At 55.6% G+C, this 12,568-nt stretch carries 14 protein-coding genes; 5 read left to right on the top strand and 9 right to left on the bottom strand.

Annotated elements, in window-relative coordinates; all coding sequences use genetic code 11:
- On the bottom strand, positions 1–181 hold a 181-nt coding region (locus ACEQ15_RS10380), incomplete at its 3' end, for a hypothetical protein (protein ID WP_370279106.1).
- Between the two features lie 71 nt (positions 182–252).
- Entirely contained in the window at positions 253–381 is a 129-nt protein-coding gene (locus tag ACEQ15_RS10375; protein WP_370279105.1) for a hypothetical protein, read from the bottom strand.
- 271 nt (positions 382–652) lie between these two features.
- Between ACEQ15_RS10375 and ACEQ15_RS10370 the strand changes: the two genes are divergently transcribed.
- Both ACEQ15_RS10370 and ACEQ15_RS10365 read left to right on the top strand, forming a co-directional pair.
- Positions 653–844 carry a hypothetical protein gene (locus ACEQ15_RS10370; protein WP_370279103.1) on the top strand — a complete coding sequence of 64 codons (192 nt, stop codon included), beginning with the start codon at positions 653–655 and terminating at the stop codon, positions 842–844.
- A gap of 422 nt (positions 845–1,266) precedes the next feature.
- Complete coding sequence (locus tag ACEQ15_RS10365; RefSeq protein WP_282351220.1) at positions 1,267–1,524, top strand: hypothetical protein; 258 nt, start codon at positions 1,267–1,269, stop codon at positions 1,522–1,524.
- A 289-nt stretch (positions 1,525–1,813) separates the two neighbouring features.
- On the opposite strand, the gene ACEQ15_RS10360 is transcribed toward ACEQ15_RS10365, so the two are convergent.
- From ACEQ15_RS10360 to ACEQ15_RS10345, 4 genes are read right to left on the bottom strand one after another with little or no spacing between them, the layout of a single operon-like run.
- Positions 1,814–2,281 (bottom strand): peptidylprolyl isomerase, encoded by a 468-nt coding sequence (locus tag ACEQ15_RS10360; RefSeq protein ID WP_370279102.1) that lies wholly within the window; start codon positions 2,279–2,281, stop codon positions 1,814–1,816.
- The gene (locus ACEQ15_RS10355; RefSeq protein ID WP_370279101.1) at positions 2,278–2,967 is read right to left on the bottom strand and encodes an alpha/beta hydrolase; all 690 of its coding nucleotides are present in this window, start codon (positions 2,965–2,967) and stop codon (positions 2,278–2,280) included. Before ACEQ15_RS10355 ends, ACEQ15_RS10360 begins: the two co-directional genes overlap by 4 nt.
- Positions 2,964–3,605: a pyridoxamine 5'-phosphate oxidase gene (gene pdxH / locus ACEQ15_RS10350; protein ID WP_370279100.1), complete on the bottom strand. Its 642-nt coding sequence runs from the start codon at positions 3,603–3,605 to the stop codon at positions 2,964–2,966. The genes ACEQ15_RS10355 and pdxH overlap by 4 nt, the downstream gene beginning before the upstream one ends.
- Positions 3,606–3,637: 32 nt before the next feature.
- The gene (locus ACEQ15_RS10345) at positions 3,638–4,489 is read right to left on the bottom strand and encodes a fructosamine kinase family protein (RefSeq protein WP_370279099.1); all 852 of its coding nucleotides are present in this window, start codon (positions 4,487–4,489) and stop codon (positions 3,638–3,640) included.
- Positions 4,490–4,510: 21 nt separating this feature from the next.
- Between ACEQ15_RS10345 and ACEQ15_RS10340 the strand changes: the two genes are divergently transcribed.
- A complete protein-coding gene (locus ACEQ15_RS10340; RefSeq protein ID WP_370279098.1) occupies positions 4,511–5,212 on the top strand; it encodes a hypothetical protein in 702 nt (233 codons plus the stop codon).
- A gap of 173 nt (positions 5,213–5,385) precedes the next feature.
- Here the strand turns inward: ACEQ15_RS10340 and ACEQ15_RS10335 are convergent, their stop codons facing one another.
- From ACEQ15_RS10335 to ACEQ15_RS10325, 3 genes are read right to left on the bottom strand one after another with little or no spacing between them, the layout of a single operon-like run.
- Entirely contained in the window at positions 5,386–6,039 is a 654-nt protein-coding gene (locus ACEQ15_RS10335; protein ID WP_370279096.1) for a DUF2959 domain-containing protein, read from the bottom strand.
- On the bottom strand, positions 6,039–7,049 hold the full coding sequence (locus ACEQ15_RS10330) for a hypothetical protein (protein ID WP_370279095.1): 1,011 nt from the start codon (positions 7,047–7,049) through the stop codon (positions 6,039–6,041). The genes ACEQ15_RS10335 and ACEQ15_RS10330 overlap by 1 nt, the downstream gene beginning before the upstream one ends.
- A gap of 27 nt (positions 7,050–7,076) precedes the next feature.
- Complete coding sequence (locus ACEQ15_RS10325) at positions 7,077–7,925, bottom strand: alpha/beta fold hydrolase (protein ID WP_370279094.1); 849 nt, start codon at positions 7,923–7,925, stop codon at positions 7,077–7,079.
- A 208-nt stretch (positions 7,926–8,133) separates the two neighbouring features.
- Between ACEQ15_RS10325 and ACEQ15_RS10320 the strand changes: the two genes are divergently transcribed.
- Together ACEQ15_RS10320 and ACEQ15_RS10315 are read left to right on the top strand one after the other, a co-directional pair.
- A complete protein-coding gene (locus ACEQ15_RS10320; protein ID WP_370279093.1) occupies positions 8,134–9,417 on the top strand; it encodes an efflux RND transporter periplasmic adaptor subunit in 1,284 nt (427 codons plus the stop codon).
- Complete coding sequence (locus tag ACEQ15_RS10315) at positions 9,414–12,560, top strand: efflux RND transporter permease subunit (RefSeq protein ID WP_370279091.1); 3,147 nt, start codon at positions 9,414–9,416, stop codon at positions 12,558–12,560. The genes ACEQ15_RS10320 and ACEQ15_RS10315 overlap by 4 nt, the downstream gene beginning before the upstream one ends.
- The last annotated feature ends 8 nt before the right edge of the window (positions 12,561–12,568 follow it).

The raw sequence follows: 12,568 nt of genomic DNA, 5'->3' as shown, positions 1-12,568 counted from the left end.
TTTCCATAGGCAGCTGCTGAAGGCAGAATCCTGAAGCATAAACGACGATTTGGTTTTGATGATTGTTTGGCGACTTCACCATAAACCATTTCGTCGTTTTTTTTGTAGGCTCCACGCTATCCGACGAAGAACCTTTTTTTTCGCTAGAATTTTTTCCCTCAAAAGAAAAAGGCCGCTTCATGCGACCTCTTCCTGGGCTTTCCGGCAGGGGGAAAGCAGACCGGAAATCGTCTATGCAAGACGAGAAGTAAATTACTTCTGGTCTTCGTTCATCAGGTTGCGAACTTTGAAGAAGCCCCAAACCATTACAGCAGTCATGCCCGCAATCATCAGCAGACTTGGAGCCAGAGTTTCAAAGCTATACGGATCGATACCAAACATGTCGTCACCCTCTCAAACAATGTTTTGCTTAATCTAAAAATCTGGCCTCAGGGTACATCGCTCCACATTAGCGAAAATTGATATAGCTCAAAAAATGCTCGCCGTTCAGATCCAACTGGAGGCAAACATAGACTCAGATCAATAGTTTGATCCCTTGACACCACAAAGCACGAATTTCACACATCCGTGCACGCCAAATTAGTGATTGTTCAGCAACCTGCTAAGCTTGAGAAAGACCGTCTCTTTCCCACTTGAACAGAGGAGAGTGGTGATGCCGAGCTTGCTGAAGATCTGGACGCCCGAAGAAATCGCCAAAATGAACGAAGAGAGTTTTCTGCTGGAATTGCTGGATACAGTCAAATTCACACCGGAACTCAGCGACAGTGACGAAACCGTCAGCGAATTGAAGCGTAAGCTTGACGCGATAGAAGAACATATCCAGCACCGGCTCGATTCCAAGTAGCGGGCCACCTTCCTACCCGCTCACCAACGGGGGCGCGCTGCGTCCCCGTTCTCTTTCTGTACCTTCCCCTTTGCTTTTCAATCACTTAGATTCGCCGGCCGCCCCTCATTTAGCCTCACACCTCTCAACATCCTCATAAGACAAATCAAAAACATCTTTTGATTCGGTTTTCTCGATAAGCACACATAAAAACAGGACTACATATTCCAAAAGGAACTAAAAACATCAAAATAAAAGTCCTTTTAAATCAATCACTTACAGACACCAAAGCCCTCCTTCAAAATTCTTTCACCCTCACGTAAAACACCATACAAATCAAGTAGTTAGACGCGCTTACGAAACACTTATTTTTTGTGATTTGTCGATATTGGATATATAATAATCATATATAAACAATAAAGTCTCAAAAGAGGTTTAAGACGATGCAAGAGCGTGAAATAAAACTACTGTTCAAGGCAGGTGTTTTTGATTCTTGCCAGGCGATTCCAATTTCGATGGCCCGTGGCTGGACGTTGAAATTCATCACCAAACAAAACGAGGTCATTACCCTCGAGCTGCAGCGTTCGAAGGATGAACGTGAATTCAAAAGCCTGGATGGGGCCGCAGCGGTTGCACGTCGAATTGGCTTTGAATGGCTGAACGTTCAGATCGGCGATCTGAAGTGGCGCGAGAAAGTGTAAGTGGATCAGTCACGCATCTGATTAACTCGTGACTTATGCCATGCAGTCGGCATCCGCTCGCACAACTGCGCGACAAAAAACGATGCTTGCGCGACGGGCAATGCTTAACCGGAACTGCGGTAGATTTGAGGGTTAAAAGCGAATGCGCCAAAACCCTGTCAGGTTTCGGTAGCAGAAGGGGTAGCGGAAGGAATGAGGTTGATCGGAAAAGCCGATCGTCACCTTAGATGATACTTTCAGTGACAATCGGCGGCAGGTAGATACAGAGTCTACATTTGATGCGGCTGTATCAGCCCAGGCTTACACGGCCTGCGCTCAATTCTTCTTCAGTGGCATCACGCACATCGACCACTTCCACGTCGAAGGTCAGTGCTTTGCCCGCGTATGGATGATTGCCATCCACAGCCACTTCTTCGTCGTTGAACTCAACCACGGTTACCAGCTGCTGTTCGCCGTTTTCATCCTCGACCTGGCAGTGCATGCCCACTTTCAGCTCCATGCCCTGGAACGCAGAACGATCCACAATGCTGACCAGTTCTTCATCACGCTCACCGTAACCTTCAGATGGCATCACGGTCACCGTAAACTTATCCCCAGCCTCACGCCCTTCCAGCGCTTTCTCCAGGCCCGGCACGATGTTTTTGTGGCCGTGCAGGTAAGGCAAGGGATCACCACCGCGTGAGCCATCCAGCACTTTTTTCTTGCGATCGATCAGCGCGTAGTGAAACGACGCAACTTTGTCCTGGGTGATTTTCATGCGAAAGACTCCTTAAATTCCAAAATCTGTGTAATCCAGTGACCTAATTCGTTCAGCTCTTCAGGCGAGACCTCATGGGCGATCGGGTAGTTATGCCACTCCGGCTCAAAGCCCATTTTCTCCAGCTCCAGCACCGCCTGCTCACCCAGCGAATATGGCACGACGTCGTCCATTACACCGTGCGCCAACCAGATTGGTAAGCGATCGTTCACCGCCATCTTCTCGCGCTGTATACGCTCAGCGGTGGCGATGTAGGTGGACAATACAATCAAGCCGCCCAGGCGCTGTGGATAACAGAGCGCTGCATGGTAGGCCACCGCACCGCCCTGGGAGAACCCCGCCAGAATGATACGCTCAGGCTTAATGCCCTGATCGATCTGCTGTTGGATCAACGCATTCACCTGCTCAACCGACTCGAGTAGGCTTGCCTCATCGATTTTTCGCTCGATATCGATCGACAAGATGTCATACCAGGCGGGCATCGGCCAGCCGTTGTTGATCGTGACGGGGCGCACCGGTGCATGGGGAAATACGAAACGCACACGGGCAGAATCCGGCAGGTTCAGAAACGGTACTGCCTGTTCAAAGTCGTGCCCACTGGCGCCCAGTCCATGCAGCCAGATGACGGCGGCATCAGCCTCAGCGTTGGGCTCGACAACAACGGCTGGAAGAAGTGTATCTGTCATGGTTGCAACCGTTCGATGATCCATTGATCGTTTTCAAGGCGGTAGATAAAGCGGTCGTGCAGGCGGTTCTCACGTCCTTGCCAGAACTCAAAACGCGTTGGCTTGAGGATATAACCACCCCATTCCTCCGGATGCGGAATATCACCGTCAGGATGGCTGTCGTGCAATGACTGCACGCGAGCTTCCAGCGTTTCACGGCTATCCACAACGGCACTCTGGCAGGATGCAGCGGCGCTCAGACGGCTACCTACCGGACGCTCATTGAAGTACTTTTTGCCCTGCTCAATCGGCAGCTTTTCCACAGTGCCCTGAACACGCACCTGACGCTCCAGACCGTACCAGTAGAACATCAGCTCTGCCTGTGGATTCTCTGCCAGCTCCTGGCCTTTGCGGCTGCGATAGTCGGTATACCACGCAAAACCCTCTTCACCAAAATGCTTCAGCAATACAATACGTGCGGATGGCATGCCGTCTTTGCTGGCCGTTGCCAATGTCATGGAGGTGGAATCGTCTGGAGAGACCTCAGTGGCTTTTTCCATCCACAGGGCAAACTGTTCTACCGGGTTATCCTTAAGGTCTTCGCGACCCAGCGGTTGGGCGATGTATTCACGGCGCAGCGCGGTGTAATCGTTACTCATGGTCTGTCTCTTTATCACTGCAGTTGATCCGGCTATGCATAGCGCCGGAGGATCGAGTCTACCTCTTGTAGGTAACTACGACCGAATAGGGAGAGATGGTTCAGTAAATGCCAGAGATTGTAAAGCGGTATCCGTTCCCGCCAGTCCGCCAACACCGGATAGTTGCTCTCATAGGCATCATAAAAAGCCTGATCAAAGCCGCCAAACAGGCGGGTCATCGCTAGCTCCGCTTCGGGCCAGCCCTGATAGACGGCTGGATCAATCAATACCGGCAGGCCATCAGGACCGGTATGCACATTCCCCGACCAGAGATCACCGTGCAGCAAGGCAGGAGCCTGCTCAGGGATAAGCTCGGGTAACCTATCACATACCCTCTCAACCTGATCCATTTGAGTCCTGGACAGCAAGTTTTTATCCACACAAATACGTGCCAGATAACGCAGTCGATGCTCTGCAAAGAACCAGTAGCCGTCTGGAGTCATACTGTTAACTTGCCGAGTAGCCCCACACCAGGTATCCCGATCAAAACCAAATCCGTCAACCGGATAGCTGTGCTGCCGAGCTAAGCCTTCTCCAAGCACAGTCGAGAATGACTTCTGACGTGCAGTGGGCGGCAGATATTCCAGCAACAGACTCTGTTCCGAAACCCATATTACCTGCGGCGTAGGCACGCCCTCTGTAGCATCTAACGCCTCCAGACCTGCAGCCTCAGCAACGAACTGTCCGGGTTCGGCCCTTGCCTGCTGTTTAAGAAAAAAACGGTGCCCATCACTGAGTTGCAAACAAAAACATTGAGCTACGCAGCCCCCACTGAGCGGATCAGCGGCTAAAATGTGAAGAGATTGAGACGTCAACCACTCTTGTAAGGCGTTGTCAGATAACATAAAAAGGAACCTCAGCAACAGATGGATCTCAACCCACGTATGCGATTTGTATTTCTGATCATTGTGGCGCTTTTTGTCTCGGGATGCAGTCCTGAGAATGTGCGCGACTTTGATATTCGCAATCTTGCCAAATCCGATATCGATATGGTGGCGGATACCCACCGTAAAGAGTTGGAGAAGCAGATTCGCAAGCTGACCATCAAGCTCTATAAACGCAACCCACGCGAACTGGCCAAAACCCCGCGCATGACCATCGACCTGCGCGTACAGCAAATCCTGGCACCACCACCCGCCGAAGGTTATCCCGAACTGGAGGGACGCAGCGGCGCAAAAGCGATGAGTCTGGCCCTAACCGAGAGCTACCAGGGGGACCGGGTCTTTGCCCTGATGGCAGGTGTGCATTCGATGATCGATGCGTCGTTCAACCACAAACGCGAATTTTTCCTGCTGGACGAGCTGGATCAGCAGAAGCTGTATAACAGCGCCCGCAACCTGGAGACCGTGGCCTGGAACCTGAATAACCGTAAAGACCAACGCGGACAACTGTTGCTGCTGTCCAACGGCTACTCCAAGGAGGGGATTCCCAACCTCAGCTTCGAGCGCACCTTGGGTAAGATGATTGCGTTGCAGGATATGTTGGCACTGATCATTGCAGATACCACCAACCGTACGATTAAGAATGTGGTGCACAGGGCCGCGTCCTTCACATTCCTGCCGATCTAATTGCCTGTGCACACACCGTAGACTGGGTCGAGCCAGAGGCGACACCCAGCATCTCGTTATCTCGTAGCTAAAAGTGTTGGGTGTCGCTACGCTCGACCCAACCTACCGCTTATAGACAAATAAAAAGGGCGTTGAGTTACCAACGCCCTTTTTTGATTCACTCGGTGATTGGATCAAGCCTGATTATCCATCGACTTGATAAAGCTGTCGGATTCCTTGATCGCACGCTGCATATCGCGCATCAGCAGTTCGATGTCCTGCTGCATACCGCGGAATTCACCTTTCAACGCACCGATCGCACGGGCGTTCAGGTTGTGCTTCAGGTACAGGACGTTGTCCTGCAAGGTGGCCAGCACCGGATCCATGCGCTTCTCGGCACGTTTCAGGCTACGCAGCAGTTCGCTGTAACGCTGGCGGGTTTCACGCAGCTTACGGGCACTCTGGTTCCGCAGGTCGCGACTTTTGTATTTACCCAGCTCTTCGTTCCACTCTTCGAACAGGTCTTCAGCCACGGTTTCCACTTTTTCGATGCGGTTACGCACATCGTCGGCCGCATCTACGCTGTCGTCATACTCGGCCTGCAGGCTGTTGTACATCTGATCCAGATCACCGCCGTCAAACTGCACCACGGAGCGAAACTGCTCCAGTGCATCCTGAAACTGCTCCTGGGCCTCGGTCTGGGAATCGCGGGCATCAACCACCCGATCCACCAGAATATCGCGTTTGTGGACGCCGACCTGTTCCATGGCGGAGTAATACGCGGTCTGGCAACCGGTCAGCAGGACCAGCAGGCCTGCACCCAGCAGGGCTCGAAATGTCAGTTTCATCAGTGTTCTTCCGTTTTTTCCAGCGGTTTGTTGATCTGGATATCGTAGATCTTGTGGTTGTCGTTCAGCAACATGGTCACGTCCGCACGCGCCGGCATCTCATCCAGCATGTGGCGAGTCAGGCGCTCGTAATGCTGAATAAAGCGCTTGATCTGGCCTTCGTCCATAATGCGCAGGTGGTCGGTCGGCTGCTGCGTATCGTAGATATATTTGACCCGCTCGGCCAGTTTCTTCTCCTGCAGGGAGCGCCACTCAAACACGGCGTCCATGCTTGGCACCTTAAGCATCAGCAGCACATCCAGCATGCCAAACAGACGCTCGTAATCGGCATGCAGCTGTTGATTCACGTACTGACGCCAGGCACCGTCCGGGTCTTCCTGCTGCTCCAGTTCGTTGATCGGGTCGGTCAGTACCACAGCCTCCTGCGGCGTGGCACCGACACACCAGCCTTCCAGCACGATTACGTCGGCCGGGCCGTACCACTCCTGCCAGACATCAGAAGAGCAGCGATCATCAATTGATTTGTCGAATACCGGAATCTTGGTGACGGAACTCTCGTCCCCTTTGCAAAGAGATTCCAGGATATCTATCCCCAACTGCACATCGTGGGTTCCCGGCACACCACGTGTTGCCAGCAGCGGATGGACCGCTTCACCCAGCTGTTCCCGCTCAACACGGGTACGGTAAAGATCATCGATGGAGAAGCCTACCACTCGCAGGTTAAAGCCTTCGCTCAGGATCACTTCCAGCAGGTTGAACAGGGTCGATTTACCGGCGCCTTGTGCGCCGTTGATACCCACCACCAGCGGCCCGGGCTGCAACTGCTTACGTCGCGCCAGCCAAGCACCCAGCGGTACATAGATGGACTCAAACATCTCCACCAAGCCGATATCTACTTTTAGGGATTCCAGCGTTGAGGCAAATGCCTTCTCAACAGCCTCCACGGCAAAACGACGCTCTTTGTGACTGAGACATAACTGCTCGTGTGGCCATTGGGTCAATAAACTCATCGATACCTCTACTACTCGTTCTTATTCTTAGCGCTGGTGACGGCGCAGCCAGTCCTGCACCCAGTGGATCTGTTCCGGTTCCATCAGTGACGGGGCATGCCCGATGCCAGGCAGCGTCAGCAGATCCATATCCGGTCGGTGGGCCTGCATCTGCCGAACCGTGTCGGCAGAGAGGATATCTGAATCTTCGCCCCAGATCAGTGCCTGATGACAGGTAACGGCCTGCCAGACCGGCCAGAGGTGGATGTCTTCGCCTGAGTTGGCAGCCGTTGCGGCAGCAATCGCCGGATCATAATGCAGCGCCAGCTGGCCGTCTTCCAGCTCACGTACACCGTGCTTGGCCAGGTGCGACCACTGGCGATCATCAATGTTCTTTAACGCGGTGTAGTTGATGCGCATAAAGCGCTCAACCTCTGCCAGGGAGTCAAACCGCTTATCACCCAGATAGCCGCTGATGCGTTGCAGCGCGTCACTCGGGATAAAGGTACCGACATCGTTGATCAGTAGACTGCGGATCGGCGACTGCGGCATCGCCGCCAGGCACATACCGATGATGCCACCCATGGAGGTACCCAACCAGTCGACCTGCTCCACATCCAGCCGGGCCAGCAGCGCCGTCATATCGTTCAGATACTGGGGAATGCCGTACTCGACACCGGCGGGCAACCAGTCGGAACTGCCACGCCCAACCACATCGGGGCAGATAACCCGGTAATCTCGGGCCAGCACCTTGGCCAGGTCATCGAAGTCACGCCCGTTACGCGCCAGACCATGGACACAGACCAACACCCGATCGTTGTCGGAGCTGCCCCACTGACGATAGACCATGCGATGAAAACCCTGTCCGTTCAGACAGAGCACAGAATCCGTATGCATCAGATGCCTCCCTTCGCTTCACGGTGGAACCCGCGAACGACGTGTATGGATGAACCGGCGTCGACCGCCGTTCGTAAACCAACCTATCAGGCTAAAGTATCACGCAGTTAAGAATTGTAAAGTTAGCTGGTTAGCACATAGTTATTCGCTAATATAAGGTGCGCGCAATACCATAACGCCCACGGGCAAGCAGGGATATACTTAGTTTATGACGCAGGCACTCCAGACCGGACGACAGCGTACGCGTTCGTCCATTTTATTGAAGATTGTTCTCCCGTTGCTGTTTGTAGCCGCTGCAGCGGCGTTCGGGAAGTACATGCTTTCCACCAAACCCCAGGCACCCTCCCGCCCGGTGGAAGAGAAAGTGTGGGCAGTGAGCGTGGTAGCAGCCAATCTGGAAGCCCACCAGCCTGAACTGGCGTTATACGGCAAGGTGGAAACACCGCGCATGAGCACCCTGTCTGCGGCTGTCACCGCTTACGTCAGTGACGTACCCACCGATGAGGGACGCACCTTCGCCGCCAACGAAGTGTTGCTGCAGCTGGACGACCGCGACATCCGCCTGCTGGTCGCGCAGCGCGAGGCCGACCTGCGTAACGCCGAAGCCCAACTGGCCGCCGAGAACGTGCGCCACAACGCCGACCTGAAAGCCCTGAAGATCGAGAAAAATCTGCTCGCCCTGAGCCAGCAGAGCGTGGCCCGTATCGAAAACCTCAACAAACGTAACCTGGCCAGCCAGGAACAGCTGGATACCGCCCGTCGTAGCGCCCAGCAGCAAGCCCTGTCTTTGAACACCCGACAGCAGGCGATCAACGACCACCCCAACCGCCTGCAGCAGATCAACGCCAGCATCACCCGCACTAAAGCCCTGTACGATGCCGCCCTGCTGGACCTGGAGCGCACCCGCATCAGTGCCGGATTTGATGGCCGTATCGCCCAGCTGAGCGTGGCACCGGGAGACCGTGTGCGTAGCGGTGATGTCTTGCTGACCGTCTACGGCCTCGACCGCCTTGAAGTCCGTGCTCAGGTACCGTCCCGCATCCTGCCGGTGATTCGCGCAGCCCTGGCCAGCGAAGGCAACATCAGCGCCACCAGCCGCCTCGACGGCCAGCTGCTGCCATTGCAACTGGATCGCCTGGCCGGTGAGGTCGACAGCGGCCGCGCCGGCGTCGACGCTTTTTTCCGTATCGAAGCCCCTCGCGAGCAGTTGCCTGAGCCGGGCCGTTCCATCACCATCGACCTGAAACTGCCGGTGCAGGAGAACGTAGTCACCCTGCCACCACAGGCGTTGTACGGCACCGACCGTGTATACCGCGTCAAGGAAAGCCGTCTTGAAGCCGTCACCGTTGAGCGAGTGGGCGATATCACCCTCGACAACGGCAAGACCCAGATCCTGGTGCGTAGCGACGATCTGCGAGCAGGTGACCGTATCATCACCACCCAGCTGCCGAATGCGATCTCTGGTCTGAAAGTGCGTGAGGCGGGCCAATGAAAAACTATCAGGGACCACTCCAGAACCTGACAGCAGTCTTCGCCTCCCACAGGGTGGCTGCCAACCTGCTGATGGTACTGATGATTCTGGCCGGTGCCTGGGGGATCAAAAAGCTCAACACCCAGTTCTTCCCGAACTTCGAGCTGGACGTGATTACCATCCAGGTGACCTGGAGTGGTGCCGCCGCCGAGGATATCGAACGCTCGATAATCCTGCCGATCGAGGAAGAGCTTAAATCCCTGCCCGATATCGATACCTACTACTCCACCGCCAACCAGGGGATAGCTTCGATCCGTCTGGAAGTGAAAGAGGATTCGGACAGCGACTTCGTGCTGGACGAAGTGAAACAGAAGATCGACAGCATCGAGCAGGACTTGCCCGGTGACGCCGAACGCCCGCTGGTACAGAAGATCATCCGTTACGAAAACGTGGCGAGCCTGCTGGTCACCGGCAGTGACGTACGCCTGGACGAACTGCGCCCGTTGGTACGTGACTTCGAACGCCAGCTGCTCAGCATCGGCCTCAGTAAGATCGAGTTTACCGGCCTGCCTGATCAGGAGATCGCGATCCAGATCCCGCCGGGCCAGTTGCACGAACTGGATATGACCCTGAACGATGTGGCCAGCAGCATCCAGCAGCGCAGTATCGACCTGCCCGCCGGTACCGCCGCCAAGGGTGACGGCTCGCGCCAGATCCGCAGTCTCAGTCAGCAGCGCGATGTGGAAGGTTTCCGCCAGCTGCCGCTGTTTACCGACACCAGCGGTCGTACCGTCCGTCTGGGTGACGTGGCCGATATCGACCTGCGCCCGAAAGACAAACAGATCGAACTGTTCTACCAGGGCACACCAGCCGTGATGGTGCGCGTACGCCGCACCGAAAACGAAGACACCCTTAAAACCGCTGCAACCCTAAACGAATGGCTGGAGCGCACCCGTCCAACGCTGCCACCCAATGTAACGATCATCACCTTTGACGAGCGCTGGCAGCCGGTGAAGGAACGTATCAACCTGCTGCTGAAAAACGGCCTGGGCGGTTTGGTGCTGGTGATCGGTATTCTGTTCCTGTTCCTCAACGCCCGTGTGGCCGGTTGGGTGACGGTGGGTATTCCGATCTCCTTCCTCGCCACCCTGGCAGTACTGAACCTGATCGGGGGCTCGATCAATATGATCAGCCTGTTTGGCCTGATCATGGCGCTCGGCATTATCGTCGACGATGCGATCGTGGTGGGTGAGGACACCCTGACCCACCTCAAGATGGGCGAACCCGGTCTGCAGGCGGCTATTGGTGGTGCCCACCGCATGCTGGCACCGGTGATGGCCTCCTCCATGACCACCGTGGCCGCATTCCTGCCCTTGCTCCTGCTGGAAGGCCGCATCGGCAATATCCTGATCGACATCCCAACCGTGGTGATCTGTGTGATCATCGCCTCGCTGGTTGAGTGTTTCCTGATCCTTCCGGGTCACCTGCACCACAGCCTGCACAAAGCCTCCGACCTGCACCCCTCCAAGCTGCGCCTGAAGCTGGATGCGGGCTTCGAGTACTTCCGCGATCACATCTTCCGCCCTGCAGTGACCTGGGCGCTGGAGTTCCGCTGGGCCACCATCGTTGGTGCCTTTGCAGTGTTTGCCATCGCCATCACCCTGGTTATGGGCGGCCGCATCAAATTCAACTTTTTCCCGGCCGTGGAGCGCGAGAGCATCACCGCCAACGTGCAGTTTGCCGCGGGTACCGACCGCAGCCGGGTATCAACATTCCTCAACCATCTGGACGACACCCTGTGGGAAACCAACGCCGCACTGGGCGAGGATATCGTCAAGGTGGCCTTTACCCAGGAACGCCAGGCGGACTTCAGCCGCACCAGCGTAAACTCCTTCAAAGGGGACGAGTTTGGCGCCCTGAAGATCGAGGTGTTCTCTGCCGACAGCCGTGTCACCACCAACCGCGAACTGATCGCTGCATGGCGAGAGCGTATCCAGCTACCGCCGGGTATCGAGAAGTTCTCCATCGACCAATCCCGCTCAGGCCCGTCGGGCAAACCGATTGAGGTCAAACTCACCGGTACCAATATGGATAACCTGAAGGCGGCATCGCTGGAGCTGCAGGATGTACTGAAAAGCTACACCGGCCTCTCCAACGTGGATGATGACCTGCCGTTTGGTAAGTCCCAACTGATCTACGAGCTGACCCCAGCGGGTAAAGCTGCGGGCCTCACCCTGCAGTCGGTGGGCCGCCAGTTGCGTGCCTCCTTCGACGGTATCGAAGTACAGAGCTTCTATACCGGCCAGGAAGAGGTTGAGGTTCGTGTGGTGCTGCCGGACGCCCAACGTGACCGTCTGCGTGCCGTCGAACAGCTGCCCATTATCCTGCCAAACGGTGGTACCACCCTGCTGGCCAACGTGGTGCAGTTCCGCCCGAAACAGGGCCTGGATACCCTGCAGCGTGTCGACGGCCAGTTGGCGATCAACGTCACCGCCGACCTGGATGAAGCCGCCGCTAACGCCAACGAGATCATCGCCTCGCTGAAGGCAAAAGAGCTGGATAGCATCACCAGTCTGTACGGCGTGCAGGCCAGCTTTGAAGGCGCCAACAAACGCCAGCGTCGCACCATGGAGGACATGCTGATGGGGGTGTTTATCGCCCTGACGCTGATCTTTATCATCCTGGCCTGGGTCTTTGCCTCCTACACCTGGCCGGTGGCCATTATGCTGGCGATCCCACTAGGCTTGACCGGCGCGATTCTGGGCCACGGTCTGCTGGGGATCGACCTTACGATCCTGTCGCTGTTTGGCTTCTTTGGCCTGTCGGGGATCGTGATCAACGACTCGATCGTCCTGATCACCTTCTACAAAAAGCTGCGGGGCGAAGGTATGGAGGTGCGTGAGGCGGTGATCGAAGCGGCCTGCCAACGTCTGCGGGCGGTCCTGCTGACCTCCCTGACCACCATCGCCGGCCTCACGCCAATCCTGTTTGAGACCTCGTTGCAGGCACAGTTCCTGATCCCAATGGCAGTGTCTATCGTCTTTGGTCTGGCCTACGGCACAGTACTGATTCTGCTGTTTGTACCGTCCATGCTGACGGTGATTGAGGATGTGCGCGGCTTCTTTGGCCGTCGCCACGAATCCCCGGTGGAACTGCAGCTGTAACTCTCTAT

Source organism: Pontibacterium sp., assembly GCF_964228735.1.
Taxonomy (GTDB): Bacteria; Pseudomonadota; Gammaproteobacteria; order Pseudomonadales; family Balneatricaceae; genus Pontibacterium.
This window is presented reverse-complemented; position numbering and strand designations above follow the sequence as displayed.